The organism is Variovorax sp. AC194 (genome assembly GCF_979257995.1).
The window spans coordinates 682,334-702,096 of record NZ_OZ409823.1 but is presented as its reverse complement, the minus strand read 5'-3'; the positions used below and the strand labels follow the sequence as shown (position 1 = coordinate 702,096).

The following is a 19,763-nucleotide window of genomic DNA, read 5'->3' as shown; positions in this document are numbered from 1 at the left end:
GAGCGGCCTCGTGTTGGCTGGATCGTAGCGGCGCAACCCTGCTGCGCGGCATGCATTTGCGCGGGGACTTTCCCTAGGCTTGCGCGAACGCGCGATGCAACTCGGTGGCGCAAAGCGCGACGGCCGTGTTGGCCTCATCGAGCACCTTGCCCATGGTGATGAAGCCATGGATCTGCCGCTCGAAGCACACGTAGTTCGCGCGGTTGCCGGCGGCGGTGAGCGCCTCCGCATACGCGAGGCCCTCATCGCGCAGCGGGTCGTAGCCGGCGGTGATCACGAGCGCGGGCGGCAGCCTCGACAGGTCGGTGTGCAGGAGCGGCGAGGCGCGCCAGTCCAGGTCGTGCTTCGCGTCGGTGATGTAGTGGTCGTGGAAGTACGTCATCGTGTCGCGCGTCAGCAGGTACCCCTGCCCGTTCGCCTGGTGCGACGGGTGGCCGCGACGCATGTCGGTGGCCGGGTAAATCAGCAGCTGGAAGGCGATGGGCAGGTCGCCGGCATCGCGTGCGGCCATCGCCACCACGGCCGCGAGATTGCCGCCCGCGCTGTCGCCGCCCACCGCCAGGCGGCTCGCGTCGAGCCCCAGCGTCGCGGCTTCGCGGCGCACCCAGCGCGTGGCGGCCAGCACGTCGTCCACGGCGACGGGAAAGCGGTGCTCGGGGCCCATGCGGTAGTCGACCGCGACCACCGCGCAGCCCGCGCCGTTGGCCAGCTCCCGGCACAGCACGTCGTGCGTGTCGAGGTCGCCGATAACCCAGCCACCCCCGTGGTAGTACACCAGCACCGGCAGCGGGCCGGCGCCCGAACCCAGCGGCCTGTAGAGCCGCACCGGGATGGTGCCGTTGGGGCCATCCGCCGCGAGGTCGCGCACCTCGGCCACTTCCGCGGGCAGTGGCTGCGTCGCGGCGCGGCGCTCGCGGTAGAAGGCGCGCGCATCGGCGGGCGAGAGGGTGTGGGTCGGCGGAATGCCGCGCGCCTCGATGAAGTCGAGCAAGGCGCGCGCCTGGGGATGCAGCATGGTGTCTCCGGTGGATCGAGCGGGCGCCCAGTGTGGAGCGCATCGCGCATGCGCGGTATCCGCATGCACCCGCCCCTTCACCTCGGCCTCCCGGCAAGACCCGCAACCATGCCCGCGCCCTTGCGGCGCGGCTTGCGAAAACTGGCTACGGCTGTCGCGTGCGCTTCAACAAGGAGAGAGGAGGATCAGCCCTTGCGCGGTTTGACGCGCGAGGCGGCCTCTTTGGCGAGCTTGCGCGCCGTGTCGGTGTCGGCCGCATGCACCAGCGCCACGCCCATGCGGCGCTTGAGAAAGCTCTCGGGCTTGCCGAACAGGCGGATGTCGCTGCCGGGCACCTGCAGCGCCTCGGCCACGCCGTCGAAGGCGATGCCGGTGGCGTCCACGCCGCCATAGATCACCGCGCTCGCGCCCGGGCTCTTGAGCGAGGTATCGACCGGCAGGCCGAGGATGGCGCGCGCGTGCAGCTCGAACTCGTTCTGCCATTGCGTGGCCATGGTGACCATGCCGGTGTCGTGCGGGCGCGGGCTCACCTCGCTGAACCAGACCTCGTCGCCCTTGACGAACAGCTCCACGCCGAAGAGGCCCTGGCCGCCCAGGTCGGCCGTCACGGCCTCTGCGATCTGTTGCGCCTTCTGCAGCGCGGCCGGTGCCATGGGGTGCGGCTGCCAGCTTTCCACATAGTCGCCGCTCACCTGCACGTGGCCGATGGGGTCGCAGAACTTCGTCTCCACCCCGCCGGCCGCGTCCTTCGCGCGCACGGTCAGGAGCGTGATCTCGTAGTCGAAGTCGATGAAGCCCTCGACGATCACGCGGCCATGGCTCACGCGGCCGCCGGCCATGGCGTAGTCCCAGGCCTTCTGCACGTCGGCGGGGCCGTCGATCTTGCTCTGGCCCTTGCCGGAGCTGCTCATCACGGGCTTGACGATGCAGGGGTAGCCAATTCCTTTTCCATCCACGCCGTCGATGGCCGCCTGCAACTCGGCCAGCGAGTCGCAGAACTTGTAGGGGCTGGTGGGCACGCCCAGCGTCTCGGCGGCCAGGCGGCGGATGCCTTCGCGGTCCATCGTGAGGCGGGCGGCGCGGGCCGTGGGAATCACGCGCACGACGCCCGCGTCTTCCAGTTCCTGCAGCGTTTGCGTGGCGATGGCCTCGATCTCGGGCACCACGAGCATGGGCTTCTCGGCCTCGATCAGCGCCTTCAATTGCGCCGGGTCGCTCATGGTGATGGTGCGCGCGTGGTGGGCCACCTGCTGGCCGGGCGCGTTCTCGTAGCGGTCCACCGCGATGGTCTCGACGCCCAGGCGCTGCAGGGCGATCAGCACCTCCTTGCCGAGTTCGCCGGAGCCGAGCAGCATCACGCGGGTGGCGGAGGGAGAAAGGGGGGTGCCGAGGGTGGTCATGGTCGAAGTCGAAAAGAGAGAGAAAAAGAGAGAAGAAACAGCAACCGCCGCACTGTAAGCCACCGGTGGGGCGCCGGTGTCGCGTGCGGTAACGGCGCGCCCGCGGGGCTGCTTCACAATCGATGTTTTCCTGCGGTGGCCGCCCTGCGCCCCACCCGCTCCCCCTTCCCGTTTTTTGTACTTCCAAGGAGTTTTCTCATGACGATCCAGACCGTCGGCATCATCGGCGCCGGAACGATGGGCAATGGCATTGCGCAGGCCTGCGCGGTGTCCGGCGTCAACGTGGTGATGATCGATGTGGCGCAGGCCGCCGTCGACAAGGGCATCGCCACCATCTCGGGCAGCCTCGACCGGCTCATCAAGAAGGAAAAGCTCACTGCAGAGCAGAAGAGCGCCGCGCTCGCGCTGATCAAGGGCTCGACCAACTACGACGACCTGAAGGGCGCGCAACTCGTCATCGAGGCCGCCACCGAGAACCACGCGCTCAAGCTCAAGATCCTCAAGCAAGTCGACGAGCTGCTCGCCCCCGAGGTGATCGTCGCGTCGAACACCTCGTCGATCTCGATCACGCAACTGGCGGCCGCTACCTCGCGCCCCGACCGCTTCATCGGCATGCACTTCTTCAACCCGGTGCCGATGATGGCGCTGGTGGAACTGATCCGCGGCTACCTCACGAGCGATGCCACGCACGACGCCGTGAAGGCGCTGGCCGAGAAGCTGGGCAAGTCGCCGATCACGGTGAAGAACGCGCCGGGCTTCGTGGTCAACCGCATCCTGGTGCCGATGATCAACGAGGCTTTCTTCGTGCTGTCCGAGGGCATCGCGACGGCCGAGGACATCGATGCCGGCATGAAGCTGGGCTGCAACCAGCCCATCGGCCCGCTGGCACTCGCGGACATGATCGGCCTGGACGTGTGCCTGGCCGTGATGGAGGTCTACCTCGATCAGTTCGGCGACTCCAAGTACCGCCCCTGCCCGCTGTTGAAGGAAATGGTCGCGGCCGGCCAGCTGGGCCGCAAGACCGGCCGCGGCGTGTACGTGTACTGAGCCGGCGTTCCATAAAAACAAGGAGACAAACGCCATGACCGCCACGCCCACCACCCCGCCCGCAGAAGGCTGCATCGACACCCAGGTGCTCGGCCACGTGCTCTTGATCGGCATCAACCGCCCGGCCAAGCGCAACGGCTGGACGCCGCCGATGTTCAAGCAGCTCGCAGAGGCCTACACGCGCCTTGACGACGACCCGGACCTGCGCGTGGGCGTGCTGCATGCCTTCGGCGACCACTTCACGGCGGGCCTGGATCTGCCCGCGGTCACCGAGTACATGAAGCGCGGCGAGAAGGCGATTCCCGCCGGCCTCGTGGAGCCGCACGACTTCGGCCTGCCCGACTACCGCCGCCGCACCAAGCCGATGGTGGTGGCCGTCAAGGGCATCTGCTTCACGGTCGGCATCGAGCTGATGCTGGGCGCGGACATCGTGGTGGCGGCCGACAACTGCCGCTTCTCGCAGATGGAAGTGCAGCGCGGCATCATGGCCACGGGCGGCGCCACGCTGCGCATGGCCGAGCGCGCGGGCGTGGGCAATGCGATGCTGCACCTGCTCACGGCCGACGAGTTCGACAGTGCCGAGGCCTATCGCCTCCACTTCGTGCAGAAGGTGGTGCCGGCCGGGCAGGAGCTCGATGCGGCGCTGGCCATTGCGCAGCGCATCGCGGCGCAGGCGCCGCTCGCGGTGGTGGCCACGCGCCTCAACGTGATCAAGGCCATCGAGCACGGGCCGCTCGCGGCCGTCGCGGAATTCATCGAGACGCAAAAGCGCCTCTCCAACAGCGAGGACGCGGCCGAAGGCGTGCGCTCCTTCGTCGAGCGGCGTCCCGCGCGTTTCAGCGGTCGATAGGCAAAGCTCGCCCCCAGGCTTCGCGCACTTCGTGTCGCTTCTCCTTCCCCCTACCGGGGGCGACACCTGCAGCCCGGCAAAGCCGGTTCTGCGGTGCCTCCCGACTGAATCTCGCCAGTTGCATGAATCCCGTTTTTTCACCGGAGCCCATTGCATGCCATTCTTTCGTTTTGTTGTCTTTCAACGCACGGCGGTCGCCGCCGCCTTCACCCTGCTCGCCGTGAACACCTCCATTGCACAGACGCCCGCGCCCGCCGCGCTGCCCGACCCCGCGGCCACCTCGGTCGACGCGCTCGGCTGGATGAAGGGCTTTCCGCCCCCGCCCGACAAGCAGATCACCTTCGACAACCCGGTGGGCGGCGTGTTTCCGCGCACGCGCTGGAGCTTCTCGCACGTGCGCGAGACGGTGCCCACGGCCAACGTGTGGCGCGGCAGCGGCGCTGCGAGCCCGCTGCCTTCGGCGCCGCGCAACGACATCGAAGCCGTCACGTTCAAGCCGCTCGGCAGCGAAGAGACCGTGACCTTCGCGCAGATGATCCCGCGCACCTACACCGACGGCATCCTCGTGATGCACCGCGGCCGCGTGGTCTACGAGAAGTACTTCGGCGCGCTCACGCCCGAGCGGCCGCACATCGCGATGTCGGTGACCAAGTCCTTCGTCGGCACGCTCGCGGCGATCCTTGCGGACGAGGGCAAGCTCGACCCGTCGGCGCCGGTCACCAAGTACCTGCCGGAACTCAAGGACACGGCGTACGGCGACGCCACCGTGCGCCAGGTGATGGACATGACCATCGGCGTGCACTACTCGGAAAACTACGCCGACCCGAAGGCCGAAATCTGGGACTACGCGCGCGCCGGCGGCATGCTGACGCAGGGGCCGAACTACACGGGCCCCAAGTCGTTCTACGAATTCCTCGTGACGCTCAAGAAAGAAGGTGCGCACGACACCGCCTTCGCCTACAAGACGGTGAACGCCGAGGTGCTCGCGTGGATCCTTCGCCGCGCGAGCAACCAGTCGCTGGCCGACCTCCTGAGCGAGAAGATCTGGCGCCGCATCGGCGCCGAGCAGGACGCGTACTTCATGGTCGACCGCATCGGCACCGAGTCGGGCGGCGGCGGATTGAACACCGTGCTGCGCGACCTCGCGCGTTTCGGCGAGACCATGCGCAACGGCGGGCGCGCGCCCAACGGGCAACAGGCCATCGCGAAGGCCGTGGTCGAAGACATCCAGCGCGGCGGCGACCCTGCCAAGTTCGCCAAGGCCGGCTATGCGCTGCTGCCGGGCTGGTCGTACCGCGACATGTGGTGGGTCTCGAACAACCCGCATGGCGCGTACATGGCGCGCGGCATCCACGGCCAGAGCATCTATGTCGATCCGAAGGCGGAGATGGTGATCGTGCGCTATGCCGCGCACCCGGTGGCGGCGAACGGAGGGAACGATCCGCTCACGTTGCCGGCGTTCCAGGCGGTGGCCGAGGCGCTGATCGCGCGCCCCTGATCCGTCTTCAGTTCAGGCAGAAGCCCGTTCGCGGGCGATGACCAGGAGGCCGTCCATGATGAGGCTCTCGACGAGCTCGAAGTGCCCGTTCATCACGGGCGCCATCTTCCAGCCCGCGCCGCCCGTCATGAAGCAGGCCGGCTCCTCGCCGCAGTGCGAGCGCACGTGCTGCACCATGCGCTCGACCGCGCCCGCGATGGCATAGGTGCCGCCGCTGGTGAGCGCATCGCTCGTGTTGGTGGGAAATTCGCGCACCTCGCCCGTCGGGACATGCAGGCCCGCGGTGCCCGACTCCAGCGCGCGCAGCATGATGCCGTGGCCCGGCAGGATCAACCCGCCGAGGAACCTGCCGTCGGCATCGATCGCCTCTACGGTGACGGCCGTGCCGATCAGCACCACCACCATCGGCCGCGCCGGTCCTTGCGCGAGCATGCGATGGCGCGCGCCGATCATCGCCACGAAGCGGTCGGCGCCCAGGCGCGTGGGGTGGTCGTAGCCGTTGACGATGCCGGCCTCGCCGGCGCTGGACACCACCCAGCGCGGCGCGCAGTCGAAGCGCTCGACGATCTGCTCTTCGGCGCGGCGCCGCAGGGTGTCGCCGGCCACCACGCAGCCGAGCATGGCGCCGGGTGCGGGCAGGTCGGCCCAGGGGCCGTCGGCGAGGCGTTCGATGTGGTCCAGGAACTCCGCGCCCGAGGCCTGCAACGCGGCGCCCGGATGCGCCCCGTCGTAGAGCGCCCATTTCAGGCGGGTGTTGCCGATGTCGATTGCGAGGAAGGGGGATGCCATGCGCGGGATTATTGCGACTTTGTTGTTATTCCTGCTGGCACGTCGCCGACACACGCGGCATGGGCCTACGACCGTGCACGGCGTTCCGCCGCTACATTCGCAAATTCATCCACCACCACGGCACAAGGAGAACACCATGGGATTGCTCAGTTTCATCAAGGAAGCCGGTGAAAAACTGTTCGGCGGCTCGTCGGCCCAGGCGGCCTCGCCCGATGCGAACACGGCGGCCGCAGCCGCCATCAAGACCTACATCGAGACGCAGAACCTCGGTCTCACCGCACTCGAAGTGACCTACACCGCCAGCAGCGGCGTGGTGACCCTGGCGGGCCAGGCGCCCTCGCAGGAAGCCAGCGAGAAAGCCGCGCTCGCCGCGGGCAACGTGGCCAACGTCACGAGCGTGGACAACAACCTGGTCGCGCCCGCCGCGCCGCCCGCGCAGTACCACGACGTGGTCAAGGGCGACACGCTCTCGGCCATCTCCAAGAAGTACTACGGCGATGCCAACAAGTACAACGCGATCTTCGAAGCCAACAAGCCGATGCTGTCGCACCCGGACAAGATCTATCCGGGGCAGAAGCTGCGCATTCCGGCGCTCTGATTTTCTTCAGGCTCTGCATTGAAAAGGCCCACTGGGAACGGTGGGCCTTTTTGTTTTTGGGCGGGTTTGTTCGGGGCGGCGTGCACAGGCCAACGGGTACTCCCCTCCGCGAATGTCCCCCGGGCTTCGCCCTCCTCCTTGATTTCGCTGCGGGGAGCACCCGATGCCCTGCGCACTCGGGCACGCTGTGGGTGATCGGCGATTAACGACTGCTCTGAAAGCGCTCCCGCCGATGGTGGGCTCTGTTTCGCGAAATCAAGGAGGAGGCGAAGCCGGGGGACATTCGCGAAACAGAGCCCACCGTCGGCGGGAGTGCCGCCCCGAAAAACGCTAGCTAGCTCTGCTTCCAGGGCAGCCCGCGCTTGCGCCAGCCGCCGATCTGTCCGCGATGACCGCTCTCGTCCGGATTCCCTTCGAAGCCTTCGAGGATGTTGTAAGCCTCGAGCCCCAATTCCGTGGCGCGCTTCGCAGCGGCAATCGAGCGCACACCGCTTCGGCACAACAGCACCAGTTTCTTGCCGCCATCAGCCGCAGCGCGCACCCCATCGTCGAACGCAGGGTTCAGCGCCATGCCCGGCCATTGCTTCCACGCCAGCGGTACGGCGCCCGGCACATAGCCGACCCACTCGCGCTCGGCGTCGGTGCGCACATCGACGAGCACGGCCTCGCCGCTCGTGAGCCATTGCGCGGCCTGCTCGGGCGATACGTCGCCGGCGTAGCCCTTTTCACCAACGGGTTCAGTCATCTCTTTGCATCCTTCCAATCATTAGGGTTACTTCAGGGGCGGCGGTCGTCTTTACCTGGCCCGGCGCCCTCGCCGGATGGTGGAATTTTTCACCAGTTCGTGAAAACCCTGTTTGTCGCGTTTTCGCGCGCGCCAAAGATCGGGCTTGGGCCTGTCAAACATAACTCCAAGAGGCGGGCAGGGTTTTTCAGTCAGAACTTGTATGGAGAGAGACAACATGACAGAGAGCAAATCACCCCGCCGCCGCAACCTTCTGAAAGGTGCCGCCGTTGCTGCAGGCGCCATGTCGGCGCCGATGGTCAGCATGGCGCAGACCACGTCGCTGCGCTTTCAGAGCACCTGGCCGGCGAAGGACATCTTCCACGAATACGCGCAGGACTACGCCAAGAAGATCAACGACATGGCCGGCAGCCGCCTGAAGATCGAAGTGCTGCCGGCCGGCTCGGTGGTGCCCGCCTTCCAGTTGCTGGACGCGGTGGCCAAGGGCACGCTGGACGGCGGCCACGGCGTGGTCGCCTACTGGTACGGCAAGAACTCGGCGCTCGCGCTCTGGGGCTCGGGCCCGGGCTACGGCATGGACGCCAACATGGTGCTGGCCTGGCACACCTACGGCGGCGGCAAGGCGCTGATGGAGGAGATCTACAAGAGCCTGAACCTGGACGTGGCCTCCTACCTCTACGGCCCGATGCCCACGCAGCCCCTGGGCTGGTTCAAGAAGCCGGTGGCCAGGGCCGAGGACATGAAGGGCCTGAAGTTCCGCACCGTGGGCCTGGCGGTGGATGTGTTCACCGACATGGGCGCGGCCGTGAACCCGCTGCCCGGCGGCGAGATCGTGCCCGCGCTGGACCGCGGCCTGATCGATGCGGCGGAGTTCAACAACGCCTCCAGCGACAGGGTGCTGGGCTTTCCCGACGTGGCCAAGAACTGCATGCTGCAGAGCTTCCACCAGAGCGGCGAGCAGTTCGAGGTGCTGTGGAACGGCCCCAAGCTGCGCGCGCTGCCGCCCGAACTCAAGGCGGTGATCGAGTACGCCACGCAGGCCGCGAGCGCCGACATGAGCTGGAAGGCGATCGACCGCAACTCCAAGGACTACGAGGAGTTGAAGAAGAGCGGCATCAAGTTCTACAAGACGCCCGACTCGGTGCTGCGCGCACAGCTGGCCTCATGGGACAAGACCATCGCCAAGAAGTCGACCGAGAACCCGCTGTTCAAGAAGGTGCTCGACTCGCAGCGCGCCTTCGCCGAGCGCGCGGGCCAGTGGCAGAACGACTACTCGGTCGATTTCAAGATGGCCTACAACCACTACTTCGGACGGCAGGCCAAGAAGTCCTGATGCGCTTCCTGTGACGCGAAGGGCACCCGCGGGGTGCCCTCTTTCATGCCTGCACGCAAGCTGCGCACGCCGCGCGGCGAGGAGTTCGTTCCGATGCAATCTTTCCTGTTGGCGGTCGACCGGTTCTCTACATGGATCGGCAAGACTTTCGCCTGGTGCGTCCTGCTGCTCACGCTGCTGATCAGCTGGGAGGTGTTCTCGCGCTACGTGCTGAACCACCCGCATGCCTGGGTGCTCGATGCGCAGATCATGCTGTACGGCGCCATGTTCATGACCGCCGGGGCGTACACGCTCTCCAAGAACGGCCACGTGCGCGGCGACGTGCTCTACGGCTTCTTTCGTCCGCGCACGCAGGCGCTGGTCGACCTCACGCTCTACATCGTCTTCTTCCTGCCGGGCATCGTCGCGCTGACCTGGGCCGGGTGGGTCTACGCGAGCGAGGCGCTCGCGATCCGCGAGCAGACCTTCTCGGCCGAGCCGCTGCCGCTGTATCCGTTCAAGTTCATCATTCCTCTCGCGGGCTTCACGCTGCTCTTGCAGGGCATCGTGGAGATCATCCGCTGCGTGCAGTGCATCCGCAACGGCGCCTGGCCCTCTCGCGAGCAGGACGTCGAGGAAGTGGACGTCCAGAAGCTCAAGGAAATGGTGCACGTGAAGGACGCCGACATCGCCGCGCTCGACCGCGTGGTCGTCGCCAACGAAGCCGGGGGGGCCGCGCGATGAAGATCCGCCGCGAACTCTGGTTCGGCCTCACCTTCATGGCGCTGATCGTGATCGGCGCGGCCACCGTGCTGCTGCGCGCGGAGACCATCACCAACGGCCACCTGGGCCTCCTGATGCTGTCGCTGGTGGTGGTGGCGATCATGCTGGGCTTTCCCACCGCCTTCACGCTGATGGGCATGGGCATGCTCTTCACTTTCATGGCCTACGACCGCGACTGGCACCGCACGCTCGACCTGATGGTGCAGTCGGCCTACAAGACGATGGCCAACGACGTGCTGATCGCCGTGCCGCTGTTCGTCTTCATGGGCTACCTGGTGGAGCGGGCGAACCTGATCGAGTCGCTCTTCAAGAGCCTGCACCTGGCACTCGCGCGGCTGCCCGGCGCGCTGGCCGTGGCCACGCTGGTCACCTGCACGATCTTCGCCACGGCCACCGGCATCGTGGGCGCGGTGGTCACGCTGATGGGGCTGCTCGCGCTGCCCGCGATGCTGCGCGGCGGCTACAGCGTGCCGCTGGCCGCGGGCGCGATCACGGCGGGCGGGTGCCTGGGCATCCTGATTCCGCCCTCGGTGCTGCTGATCGTGTACGGTGCAACGGCGGGCGTCTCGGTGGTGCAGCTCTACGCGGGCGCGTTCTTCCCCGGGCTCATGCTCGCCGGCCTGTACATCCTGTACGTGATCCTGATCGCCAAGCTCAAGCCCCAATGGGCACCGCCGCTCTCGGCGGCCGATCGCGTGGTGCCGCTGCCGCCGCTGTCGCAGCGGCTGGCCGCAAGCCCCACGGCGCACGCGCTGGTCGGGCTGCTCAAGGGCCGGCGCAACGCCGAGGTGCCGTTCTCGCACGTGCTGCGGCAGCTGAGCATCGTGGCGCTGCCGGCCATCGTGTTCGCGCTGCTGGCCGGCTTCAGCTACCGCGCGGTGACCACCGTGGAGGCCGAGGCGCGCTACGAGATCGAGGAGATCGGCGCGGCACGCGGGAGCAATCGTGCCGCGAGCTCGGGCGGCCTTGCGGAACCGCCGGCCGAGGGCGGGCTCCAGGAGCCGCCGGCGGAAGGTGGATTGCAGGAACCGCCAAGCGAAGGCGGCCTCGCGGAGCCGCCGAGCGGCGAGGCCGCATCCCCGCCGCCCGCGGCATCCGATTCGTCCACGCTCGCCGCGCCACCCGGCGCGCAGCCAGCGGCCGCTGCATCTGCCGCATCTGCTGCATCTGCCGCAGCCGCCGAAGGCCCGACGTACCGCGCCGCTCCCACCTGGTGGATCGCGACCTTCGCGGTGTTCGGCGCGATCACGGCGCTCTTCTACCTGTTCCTGAGCTTCGCGCGGCTCGAGATCTTCAAGATGCTGCTGGCGTCGTTCTTCCCGCTGATGCTCTTGATTCTCTCGGTGCTCGGCTCCATCGTGCTGGGCCTGGCCACGCCGACCGAGGCGGCGGCCATGGGGGCGCTGGGCGGCATGCTGCTGGCCGCGGCCTACCGGCGGCTCAATCTCACGGTGCTCAAGGAGTCGGTCTTCCTCACGGCCAAGACCTCGGCCATGGTGTGCTGGCTCTTCGTGGGCTCGGCCATCTTCTCGGCCGCGTTCGCCCTCTTGGGCGGGCAGGCGCTGGTAGAGGAATGGGTACTGAGCATGAACCTCACGAAGGTGCAGTTCCTCGTGCTGAGCCAGGTAATCATCTTCCTCCTGGGCTGGCCGCTGGAGTGGACCGAGATCATCGTGATCTTCATGCCCATCTTCATTCCGCTGCTGGACAACTTCGGCGTCGATCCGCTGTTCTTCGGGCTGCTGGTGGCGCTGAACCTGCAGACCGCCTTTCTTTCGCCGCCGGTGGCGATGGCGGCGTTCTACCTGAAGGGCGTGAGCCCGCCGCACGTCACGCTCAACCAGATCTTCCTGGGCATGCTGCCGTTCATGGGCATCCAGGTGCTGGCGATCGTGATGCTCTACGTCTGGCCGCAGATCGGGCTGTGGCTGCCGCAGCTGCTCTACAAATGAAGGCCGCTTCGCACACCGGCGCCTGCGCGGCGCTGCTCGCGGGCCTGGCGCTGGCAGGCTGCGCCACGAGCTACCAGGAACCCGGGGAAGGCCCGACCAGCACCATCGAATTCCGCAACGAAGCGGAGGTGCCCGGGGTGGTCCAGGCCTTCGACGACCCGGTGGAGTGCACCGGCCTGCGCCCCGTCGACACCCTCGAGCCGAAGGCGCGGCGCACGATCAAGGTCGCCACGGGCAAGCGGGTGGCCGTCTCGATGGCGCTGCAATACAAGAACCCGCTGGCCGGGCAAGGCATCGTCGGCGGGCTGGTCGCCGCCAAGACCACCCGCCGCTGCACGCCGATCGTCGATTTCACGCCGGAGCCCGGCAGGCACTACGTGTTCCTGCTGCGCGCCGGCGGCACCTGCAGTTCGGACTTCTACGGCCAGACCGCCGAGCAGAAAGGAACGCCGCTCAGCATGCCGACCCGGTTCCGGCAACGCACGTGGACCATGCCGGTGACGGTTGCGGGCGCGTCGTGCGCCAAACCCTGACTAGCGCCGCCGCTCCACGTACGGCCGCGCCTGCAACAGCACGATCCTGTCGCCCACCGTCGCCCATTCGATGTCCTGGTCAACGGCATTGAACGTGCGCTTCACCGCCGCGCCCACATTGGCAAGCCGCACCACCAGTTCATCGGTCAGCACGTTGCGCCCCTGCTCCACCGGCACCTCCTTCACGCCACCGTCTTTGTCCAGCTGCAGCGCCGTCTCCTCGGCCGAACGGCTCAGCACCTGGATCGCCTTCGACCAACTCGAATACATCACCTGCTCCGCCACGCGCTGGCCCTCGACCACGCGGATGCCGATGCCGCGCTTGGCCGAGATGTAGGTGACGTGCGGGTGGCCCGCGTCGAAGGGGTCGCGCGTGATCATCACGCCCGCGTTGGTCGCGTCGATGGCGCTCTGCACGAACACGCCCATCAGCACCGACTCGGCGCCAAAGCCCGCGGCGCTGCGAGCCTCCCAGGCCTCGGGGTTGAACACCGAGGCCCAGACCTTCTTGACCGCGAGTTCGAGCGCGTCGCCGGTCTTCACGTTGGGCACCGTGGTGTAGAGCCCCGCGCCGCTGAAGCCGGGCAGGTCTTCGGAGTTGGAGGAACTGCGCACGAAAACACCATTGCCACCGAGTTGCGACTGCCATGCGGCGCGCCACGACGCTGCGGTGGCGGCATCGACAGGCCATTTCGCGATCTCCTCCCGCAATTGCGCGAGTGCCTTCTGCCGCACCTGCGGATCGCTCGCGAAGCCGGGCTGCTGCTGCATCTGCGCGATGCGCTCGGCCAGGCCGTTCGCCCCCATGAAGCGGTCGTAGTGCGCGAACGGAATGCAGAAGCCGTCGGGCACTGTCGTGGATGGAATGCGCGCGGCCAGCACCGCGCCGAGGTTCGCGGCCTTGGAGCCGCACTGCGCGCTGTGGCGCGCGCGCAGAGACGCGAGCGGCAGCAGGCGGGTCTCGCGCAGATCGGGCTTCACGGCCCTGTCGCTTCCGGGCACGGCGCCCGTGGCCGCGGTGCGCACGGTGCGCGGCGGGAGCGCCGCGATTTCTTCCGCGGTGAGGCGGCGCAACTGGTAGCCCGAGGCCGCGACCTTGAGCGCCACCCACTGGCCCGCGTGCTCGCGCAGCACCGTGGCCGCGTCGCGCACATAGGCATTCGGAATGCCCCAGCCCTTGGCCAGCAGGTTGACATGCGAGAGCGCCGTCGATGGCCGCTCGGTCAGCACGCCGGCCACGGGCGGCAGGTTGATCGGCACCTGGCGCAGCACGGCGATGTCGTCGGGCAGGAGCGCGTTCAGGCCCGACGCGTCGTCCACGATGCGCACGCGGCCGGTCGCGGTGCCGAGGTTCATCGGCATGAATGGCTGCTCGCGGATCAGCGCCTCCTGGCTCACGAAGTCGATGCCCGCTTCCTTGGCCACGCGCTCGTGCAACGTGGAATTGGTCTTGAACTTCACGGGCGCGAAGAAGCTGGCCTTCACCTGCGCATCGGCTTGCCTGAGCAGCGGCGCGGTGAGCTGATCGCCTTCCCATAATTCGTAGGTGAAGGTGCTGATGTTCTGCTGCCAGCTCAGCGTGCCGAAGAGGAAGCGGCGATCGGGCACGAGGTAGTTGCGGTCGATTTCGCGCTTGCCCGCGCGCGGCGAGAGGCCGGTGTCGCGCACGAAGCGCACGTGCAGCTGGTAGCGCGGCGTGTCGATGTAGTGGGTGCGCACGGGCTTCGCTTGACGGTCGATGACGAAGAGCACATGGGCCAGCTGCATCGGCGTGCCCGGGTCGTAGACGCGCGCGAGCGTGTCGAAGTCGCCCTGGCTGCGCAGCGCCGGGAGCGACGCGGGCACCGCGGGGCGCGGCACGAGCTGGGCGGCCGGGCCTTCGGGCTGCGGCTGGTTCTGCTGTTGGTAGAAGGAGGGCTTGCGCGCGAGCTGCGCATCGGCCGGCATGGGCGCGACGGCCACCGCGCACAACGCCAGTACCGATAGCCAGCGCGATGTCTTGCCCGCCCGAGCCCGGGTGCTGCTGTTGTTCTTCATGGAGTGTCCCTCTCGTTGCAAGGCGAATTCTCGCTCGCGTTCCGGCGGGGCCGAACCGCGCCAAGTCCCGCCGGCAGCACTGCCATCGGCCGGCCGCTACAGTCGCCCGAAAGGAGCCTCTTCTCATGCCCACATTCGACTTCGACCTCTTCGTCATCGGCGGCGGCAGCGGCGGCGTGCGCGCCGCGCGCATGGCGGCACAAACCGGCGCCCGCGTGGGCCTGGCCGAAGCCGCCGATCTCGGCGGCACCTGCGTCAACGTGGGCTGCATCCCCAAGAAGCTCTACAGCTATGCCGCGGGCTATGCCGAATCGTTCGAGGAGGCCGCGGGCTACGGCTGGACGCTGCCGGCCGAGCCGCAGTTCGACTGGGCCCACCTCAAGTCGCAGCGCGCGAAAGAGATCGGCCGGCTCAACGGCATCTATGCCTCGCTGCTGAAGAACTCGGGCGTGACGCTCGTCACCGGATGGGCGCAATTGATCGACGGCCACACGGTGGAAATCGACGGCAAGCGCCACACCGCGCGCCACCTTCTCGTGGCCACGGGCGGCACGCCCTACGTGCCGGACATTCCGGGCCGCGAGCACATCGTGACGTCGGATGCGATGTTCGACCTCGACCCGTTTCCCAAGCGCCTGCTGGTGGTGGGCGGCGGCTACATCGCGTGCGAGTTCGCCTCGATCTTCAACGGGCTGGGTTCCAAGGTGACGCAACTGCACCGCCGCGCGCACCTGCTCACCGGCTTCGACGACGACGTGCGGCAGTTCCTCGCGAACGAGATGGGCAAGGCGGGCGTGGACGTGCGCCTGAACTGCGAGGCCTCGCTGATCGCGCGCGGTCCGAACGGCCTGGTCGTCACGCTCGCGCGCGGCCAACAGATCGAAGCCGACACGGTGCTCTTCGCCACCGGCCGCGTGCCCAACACGCAAGGCCTGGGCCTCGAGGCGGCGGGCGTGAAGCTCGACGAGAACGGCGCGATCGCGGTCGATGCGCACTACCGCACCTCGGTGCCGTCGATCTACGCGGTGGGCGATGTCTCCACGCGCGTGCAGCTCACGCCGGTGGCGCTGGCCGAGGCGATGGTGGTGGTCGACGAACTGTTCGGCAAGGGCAAGCGCCGCATGGACTACGAGTTCATTCCCACGGCCGTGTTCACCCACCCGAACATCGGCACCTGCGGCTACACCGAGCTGGACGCGCGCGCGAAGTTCGGCGAGGTCGCGGTGTTCTCCAGCGAATTCAAGTCGCTGCGCCACACGCTCTCGGGCCGGAGCGAACGCACCTTCATGAAGCTGGTCGTGGACAAGAAGAGCGACCGCGTGGTGGGCCTGCACATGGTGGGCGCGGACGCGGGCGAAGTCGTGCAAGGCTTTGCGGTGGCGATGCGCGCGGGCGCGACGAAGGCGATCTTCGACAGCACCATCGGCATTCACCCGACGGGCGCCGAAGAGTTCGTCACCATGCGCGAACCGATGCCTGGATAGGGCTCGCCCCCAGGCTCCGCGCACTTCGTGTCGCTTCTCCTACCCCCTACCGGGGGCAACACCTGCGGCCCGGCAGAGCCGGTTCCGCGGTGTTTCACGAAAAGACGAACTCAGTGAGGCCGCTGCTTGCCTTCGAGCAGCTTGACCATCACGAAGAGCACGCGGTTGGCCGGCACGGGCACGCCGAGCGCTTCGCCGCGGCGCACGACCAGGCCGTTGAGGTGGTCGATCTCGCTGAGCTTGCCGCGCGCGAGGTCCTGCGCGGTCGATGAGTATTGCGACGGCATCGACTGCGCGATGCCGCGCAGGGCCGCATCGGTGTCGCCCGGAATGACGACGCCTTCGGCCTTCGCCACCGCAAGACATTCGGCGACCACGTCGCGGATCACGTCGGCGACGCCCACGCCCTTCACGAGCTCGCCGTAGGGCAGCTGCGACACCGCCGACAGCGCGTTGTAGGCACAGTTCAAAACCAGCTTGGCCCAGAGCGCGCCGCGCACGTTGTCGGAGATCTGCGTGGGAACGCCAGCGGCGACGAGGTGTTGCGCGACCTCTACGCTGGCGCGCGACGGCGCGATCACCAGCTCGCCGCGGCCGTGGTGCTTCACATGGCCCGGGCCGGCCATCTCGGTGGCGACATAGACGACGGCGGCCGCCACTTCGTTCGACAGCACCGAGCGCACGCGCTCGTCGTTGTCCACACCGTTCTGCAGCGTGAGCACCAGCGCGTCGGGCGCAAGGTGCGGCTTGATCTGCGCGGCGGCCGATTCGCTGTCGGTGGACTTCACGCAGAACAGCACGAGGCCGGCGCCCTGCACGGCGCTCGCCTCGGTGCTCGCATCGAGGCGCACGCAGTCATCGAAGGTCTTGGTCTCGAGCCGGAGGCCGTTCGCGCGAACCGCTTCCACATGCGAAGGCCGCCCGATCAGCACCACCTCGTGGCCCGCGCGCGCCAGCATGGCGCCGTAGTAACAGCCGACTGCGCCGGCGCCCATGACTGCGACTTTCATCGATTCGTTTCCTTGGTTTGTCTATCGAGCCATAGGTTAACGGCGCATTGCACAATGCCGCCATGCCCTACATGCCCACATTCGTCGCCCCCGCCCGCTTCACCGACGCCGCCGCCGCACTCGACCAGGTCAAGGCCATCTACCAGGGTGGCCTGTCTCACCTGCGCGAATCGATGCTGCGCTTCGTGGCCGGGGAGGCGCTGCCGGGCCGGGTGCGGGCCTGCTACCCGTTCGTGCGGGTGCACACGCACACGGTCTCGCGCCACACGCCGCCGGCCAATGCGGGCCTGAGCTACGGCTTCGTGGCCGGACCGGGCCGCTACGAGACCACGCTCACGCGGCCCGATCTCTTCTCCCGCTACTACCTGGACCAGTTCCGCCTGCTGCTGGAGAACCACCAGGTCGAGCTCGAGGTGGGCACCAGCACGCAGCCCATTCCGATCCATTTCTCGTTCGCCGAGAACGACCACATCGAAGGCACGATGAGCGAAGACCGCCGCGCGCTGATGCGCGACGTGTTCGACCTGCCCGACCTGGGCGTGATGGACGACGGCATCGCCAACGGCACCTACGAGGCGCGCGACGGCGAGGCGCAGCCGCTGTCGCTGTTCACGGCGGCGCGCGTGGACTACTCGCTGCATCGCCTTCGCCACTACACGGGCACCGCGCCCGAGTGGTTCCAGAACTTCGTGCTGTTCACCAACTACCAGTTCTACATCGACGAGTTCGTGCGCCTGGGCCACGAGGCAATGGCGGACGAGAACAGCGAGTACATCGCCTTCATCGAGCCGGGCAACGTGGTCACGCGCCGCCGCGGGCTCGATGCGGGCGCGAGCGAGACCTTCGGCCACCTGCTGGACGGCAGCCAGGGCACCGCGCCGCCGCGCCTGCCGCAGATGCCGGCCTACCACCTGGTGCGCGAGGACTACAGCGGCATCACGATGACCAACATCGGCGTCGGCCCGGCCAATGCCAAGACCATCACCGACCACATCGCCGTGCTGCGCCCGCACGCCTGGATGATGCTGGGCCACTGCGCGGGCCTGCGCAACACGCAGCAGCTGGGCGACTACGTGCTGGCGCACGCCTATGTGCGCGAAGACCACGTGCTGGACGAGGAGCTGCCGCTGTGGGTGCCGATTCCGGCGCTGTCGGAAATCCAGCTCGCGCTGGAAAAAGCCGTGGCCGACATCACGCGCTACGAAGGGCCGGACCTCAAGAAGATCATGCGCACGGGCACCGTCGCGAGCACCGACAACCGCAACTGGGAGCTTTTGCCCGGCAACCAGCCGCAGCGCCGCTTCAGCCAGAGCCGCGCGGTGGCGCTGGACATGGAGAGCGCGACCATCGCGGCCAACGGCTTCCGTTTTCGCGTGCCCTACGGCACTTTGTTGTGCGTGAGCGACAAACCGTTGCACGGCGAGATCAAGCTGCCCGGCATGGCCAACCACTTCTACCGCGAGCGCGTGGAGCAGCACCTGCGCATCGGCATGCGGGCCATCGACATCCTTCGGGAAGAGGGCTCGACCCGGCTGCACAGCCGAAAGCTGCGCAGCTTCGCGGAAGTCGCTTTTCAGTAAAAGTTGACAGATATTCGCAATTCCTAGGGTTTTCACCTAGGGGTTGACGCGCGTATTTTTCACTTTTCTTAGACATCATCCGGTTACCTCTGTGAACAACTGGAAACAAAATGTCTAAGCCGCAGTCCATCAGCCTTTCCCGCCGCCGCTTCCATGCATGGATGGCCGGCGCTGCGGCCGCCGCGGGCGCGGGGCATGCCGCGCTGTGGTCCCGCCCGGCCGGCGCGGCCGAGCCGCAGCTGGTTGCCAAGTTGCGCATCGTCATTCCCGCCAACGAAGGCGGCGGCTGGGACCAGACCGGCCGCGCGCTCGGCGCAGCGCTGCTGGCCTCCGGCGCGGCAGGCGACGTGGTCTACGAGAACGTCGGCGGCAAGGGCGGCACCATCGGCCTCGCAAAATACGTCGAAAAATACGATGCCGACCCCGACACCGTGCTGATGAGCGGCATGGTGATGGTCGGCGCGGTGGCGCTGCAGAAGCCCGCGGTCACCATGGCGCAGGTCTCGCCGGTGGCGCGCCTCACCAGCGACTACGAAGTGGTGGCGGTGAAGGCCGATTCGCCCATCAAGACGCCCAAGGACCTGATCGCCGCATTGCGCGCCGACGTGGCCAAGACCGTCATCGCCGGCGGCTCGGCCGGCGGCGTCGATCACATGTACGCCGGCATGCTGGCGCGCGTGGCCGGCAACACCGCGGGCCTGGTCTACCAGCCGTACCCCGGCGGCGCGCAGGTGGTGGAGGCGCTGGAAACCGGCAAGGCCGTCGCCGGCATCTCGGGTTACAGCGAATTCAGCGAGGCGCTTGCCAGCGGCAAGCTGCGCGCGATCGGCGTGTCGTCCAAGCGGCCGTTCCTGGGCATTCCGTCGGTGCGCGAGCAGGGCGTGGACGCCGACCTGGCCAACTGGCGCGGCGTGCTCACCGGCAAGAAGGTGCCCGCAGAGCGCCGCGCCGTGCTGCTGGAAGCCGTGCGCCGCGCGACCGGCGCCGACGTCTGGCAGAAGACCATCAAGCGCAACAACTGGGATGCGTACTGGATGGCCGGCAAGGACTTCGAGAGCTTCCTCGAACTCGACCTGGCGATGGCCGGGCCGATGATCTACCTGTTGAAACTCAAGGCCTGAAGACAGCCT

Annotated in this window: 17 protein-coding genes; 11 read left to right on the top strand and 6 right to left on the bottom strand. The window is 67.7% G+C overall.

The window, feature by feature from the left end; all coding sequences use genetic code 11:
• Window positions 1-73: 73 nt before the first annotated feature.
• Window positions 74-1,015 (bottom strand): alpha/beta hydrolase, encoded by a 942-nt coding sequence (locus ACZYRS_RS03360; protein ID WP_463418121.1) that lies wholly within the window; start codon window positions 1,013-1,015, stop codon window positions 74-76.
• A gap of 185 nt (window positions 1,016-1,200) precedes the next feature.
• A complete protein-coding gene (gene purT / locus ACZYRS_RS03355; protein WP_463418120.1) occupies window positions 1,201-2,415 on the bottom strand; it encodes a formate-dependent phosphoribosylglycinamide formyltransferase in 1,215 nt (404 codons plus the stop codon).
• A 198-nt stretch (window positions 2,416-2,613) separates the two neighbouring features.
• On the opposite strand from purT, the gene ACZYRS_RS03350 reads away from it, so the two are divergent.
• The 3 genes from ACZYRS_RS03350 to ACZYRS_RS03340 all read left to right on the top strand — a co-directional run bounded on the left by ACZYRS_RS03350 (window position 2,614) and on the right by ACZYRS_RS03340 (window position 5,810).
• A complete protein-coding gene (locus ACZYRS_RS03350; RefSeq protein WP_463418119.1) occupies window positions 2,614-3,462 on the top strand; it encodes a 3-hydroxybutyryl-CoA dehydrogenase in 849 nt (282 codons plus the stop codon).
• Window positions 3,463-3,496: 34 nt separating this feature from the next.
• Window positions 3,497-4,312, top strand: a complete 816-nt coding sequence (locus ACZYRS_RS03345) for a crotonase/enoyl-CoA hydratase family protein (protein ID WP_198788689.1) — start codon at window positions 3,497-3,499, stop codon at window positions 4,310-4,312.
• Between the two features lie 154 nt (window positions 4,313-4,466).
• Complete coding sequence (locus tag ACZYRS_RS03340) at window positions 4,467-5,810, top strand: serine hydrolase domain-containing protein (RefSeq protein ID WP_463418118.1); 1,344 nt, start codon at window positions 4,467-4,469, stop codon at window positions 5,808-5,810.
• A gap of 12 nt (window positions 5,811-5,822) precedes the next feature.
• Here the strand turns inward: ACZYRS_RS03340 and ACZYRS_RS03335 are convergent, their stop codons facing one another.
• Entirely contained in the window at window positions 5,823-6,599 is a 777-nt protein-coding gene (locus tag ACZYRS_RS03335) for a type III pantothenate kinase (protein WP_198788691.1), read from the bottom strand.
• Between the two features lie 136 nt (window positions 6,600-6,735).
• On the opposite strand from ACZYRS_RS03335, the gene lysM reads away from it, so the two are divergent.
• Window positions 6,736-7,197 (top strand): peptidoglycan-binding protein LysM, encoded by a 462-nt coding sequence (lysM, locus tag ACZYRS_RS03330; RefSeq protein WP_198788692.1) that lies wholly within the window; start codon window positions 6,736-6,738, stop codon window positions 7,195-7,197.
• A 334-nt stretch (window positions 7,198-7,531) separates the two neighbouring features.
• Here lysM and ACZYRS_RS03325 read toward each other — a convergent pair whose 3' ends face one another.
• Window positions 7,532-7,942: a rhodanese-like domain-containing protein gene (locus ACZYRS_RS03325; RefSeq protein WP_463418117.1), complete on the bottom strand. Its 411-nt coding sequence runs from the start codon at window positions 7,940-7,942 to the stop codon at window positions 7,532-7,534.
• A 217-nt stretch (window positions 7,943-8,159) separates the two neighbouring features.
• Here ACZYRS_RS03325 and ACZYRS_RS03320 point away from each other — a divergent pair, with 217 nt between their 5' ends.
• From ACZYRS_RS03320 to ACZYRS_RS03305, 4 genes are all read left to right on the top strand, one after another.
• Window positions 8,160-9,275 (top strand): TRAP transporter substrate-binding protein, encoded by a 1,116-nt coding sequence (locus tag ACZYRS_RS03320; protein ID WP_463418116.1) that lies wholly within the window; start codon window positions 8,160-8,162, stop codon window positions 9,273-9,275.
• A gap of 93 nt (window positions 9,276-9,368) precedes the next feature.
• Window positions 9,369-9,998, top strand: coding sequence for a TRAP transporter small permease subunit (locus tag ACZYRS_RS03315; RefSeq protein WP_463422445.1), 630 nt, complete (start codon window positions 9,369-9,371; stop codon window positions 9,996-9,998).
• Window positions 9,995-11,989, top strand: a complete 1,995-nt coding sequence (locus ACZYRS_RS03310) for a TRAP transporter large permease subunit (protein WP_463418115.1) — start codon at window positions 9,995-9,997, stop codon at window positions 11,987-11,989. Before ACZYRS_RS03315 ends, ACZYRS_RS03310 begins: the two co-directional genes overlap by 4 nt.
• Window positions 11,986-12,522, top strand: a complete 537-nt coding sequence (locus ACZYRS_RS03305; RefSeq protein ID WP_463418114.1) for a hypothetical protein — start codon at window positions 11,986-11,988, stop codon at window positions 12,520-12,522. The genes ACZYRS_RS03310 and ACZYRS_RS03305 overlap by 4 nt, the downstream gene beginning before the upstream one ends.
• Here the strand turns inward: ACZYRS_RS03305 and ACZYRS_RS03300 are convergent, their stop codons facing one another.
• A complete protein-coding gene (locus tag ACZYRS_RS03300) occupies window positions 12,523-14,559 on the bottom strand; it encodes a PEP/pyruvate-binding domain-containing protein (RefSeq protein ID WP_463418113.1) in 2,037 nt (678 codons plus the stop codon).
• Window positions 14,560-14,684: 125 nt separating this feature from the next.
• Between ACZYRS_RS03300 and gorA the strand changes: the two genes are divergently transcribed.
• Window positions 14,685-16,043, top strand: coding sequence for a glutathione-disulfide reductase (gene gorA, locus ACZYRS_RS03295; protein ID WP_463418112.1), 1,359 nt, complete (start codon window positions 14,685-14,687; stop codon window positions 16,041-16,043).
• A gap of 110 nt (window positions 16,044-16,153) precedes the next feature.
• On the opposite strand, the gene ACZYRS_RS03290 is transcribed toward gorA, so the two are convergent.
• On the bottom strand, window positions 16,154-17,053 hold the full coding sequence (locus ACZYRS_RS03290) for a ketopantoate reductase family protein (protein WP_463418111.1): 900 nt from the start codon (window positions 17,051-17,053) through the stop codon (window positions 16,154-16,156).
• Window positions 17,054-17,115: 62 nt separating this feature from the next.
• Between ACZYRS_RS03290 and ACZYRS_RS03285 the strand changes: the two genes are divergently transcribed.
• Together ACZYRS_RS03285 and ACZYRS_RS03280 are read left to right on the top strand one after the other, a co-directional pair.
• Window positions 17,116-18,633 carry an AMP nucleosidase gene (locus ACZYRS_RS03285; RefSeq protein ID WP_198788706.1) on the top strand — a complete coding sequence of 506 codons (1,518 nt, stop codon included), beginning with the start codon at window positions 17,116-17,118 and terminating at the stop codon, window positions 18,631-18,633.
• A gap of 161 nt (window positions 18,634-18,794) precedes the next feature.
• A complete protein-coding gene (locus ACZYRS_RS03280) occupies window positions 18,795-19,754 on the top strand; it encodes a Bug family tripartite tricarboxylate transporter substrate binding protein (RefSeq protein WP_463422444.1) in 960 nt (319 codons plus the stop codon).
• Window positions 19,755-19,763: the final 9 nt, after the last annotated feature.

Excerpts from the sequence above, each read along its gene's own strand:
- ACZYRS_RS03360 (WP_463418121.1), bottom strand. The coding sequence starts at position 1,015 with ATGCTGCATCCCCAGGCGCGCGCCTTGCTCGACTTCATCGAGGCGCGC.
- purT (WP_463418120.1), bottom strand. The coding sequence starts at position 2,415 with ATGACCACCCTCGGCACCCCCCTTTCTCCCTCCGCCACCCGCGTGATG.
- ACZYRS_RS03350 (WP_463418119.1), top strand. The coding sequence starts at position 2,614 with ATGACGATCCAGACCGTCGGCATCATCGGCGCCGGAACGATGGGCAAT.
- ACZYRS_RS03345 (WP_198788689.1), top strand. The coding sequence starts at position 3,497 with ATGACCGCCACGCCCACCACCCCGCCCGCAGAAGGCTGCATCGACACC.
- ACZYRS_RS03340 (WP_463418118.1), top strand. The coding sequence starts at position 4,467 with ATGCCATTCTTTCGTTTTGTTGTCTTTCAACGCACGGCGGTCGCCGCC.
- ACZYRS_RS03335 (WP_198788691.1), bottom strand. The coding sequence starts at position 6,599 with ATGGCATCCCCCTTCCTCGCAATCGACATCGGCAACACCCGCCTGAAA.
- lysM (WP_198788692.1), top strand. The coding sequence starts at position 6,736 with ATGGGATTGCTCAGTTTCATCAAGGAAGCCGGTGAAAAACTGTTCGGC.
- ACZYRS_RS03325 (WP_463418117.1), bottom strand. The coding sequence starts at position 7,942 with ATGACTGAACCCGTTGGTGAAAAGGGCTACGCCGGCGACGTATCGCCC.
- ACZYRS_RS03320 (WP_463418116.1), top strand. The coding sequence starts at position 8,160 with ATGACAGAGAGCAAATCACCCCGCCGCCGCAACCTTCTGAAAGGTGCC.
- ACZYRS_RS03315 (WP_463422445.1), top strand. The coding sequence starts at position 9,369 with ATGCAATCTTTCCTGTTGGCGGTCGACCGGTTCTCTACATGGATCGGC.
- ACZYRS_RS03310 (WP_463418115.1), top strand. The coding sequence starts at position 9,995 with ATGAAGATCCGCCGCGAACTCTGGTTCGGCCTCACCTTCATGGCGCTG.
- ACZYRS_RS03305 (WP_463418114.1), top strand. The coding sequence starts at position 11,986 with ATGAAGGCCGCTTCGCACACCGGCGCCTGCGCGGCGCTGCTCGCGGGC.
- ACZYRS_RS03300 (WP_463418113.1), bottom strand. The coding sequence starts at position 14,559 with ATGAAGAACAACAGCAGCACCCGGGCTCGGGCGGGCAAGACATCGCGC.
- gorA (WP_463418112.1), top strand. The coding sequence starts at position 14,685 with ATGCCCACATTCGACTTCGACCTCTTCGTCATCGGCGGCGGCAGCGGC.
- ACZYRS_RS03290 (WP_463418111.1), bottom strand. The coding sequence starts at position 17,053 with ATGAAAGTCGCAGTCATGGGCGCCGGCGCAGTCGGCTGTTACTACGGC.
- ACZYRS_RS03285 (WP_198788706.1), top strand. The coding sequence starts at position 17,116 with ATGCCCTACATGCCCACATTCGTCGCCCCCGCCCGCTTCACCGACGCC.
- ACZYRS_RS03280 (WP_463422444.1), top strand. The coding sequence starts at position 18,795 with ATGGCCGGCGCTGCGGCCGCCGCGGGCGCGGGGCATGCCGCGCTGTGG.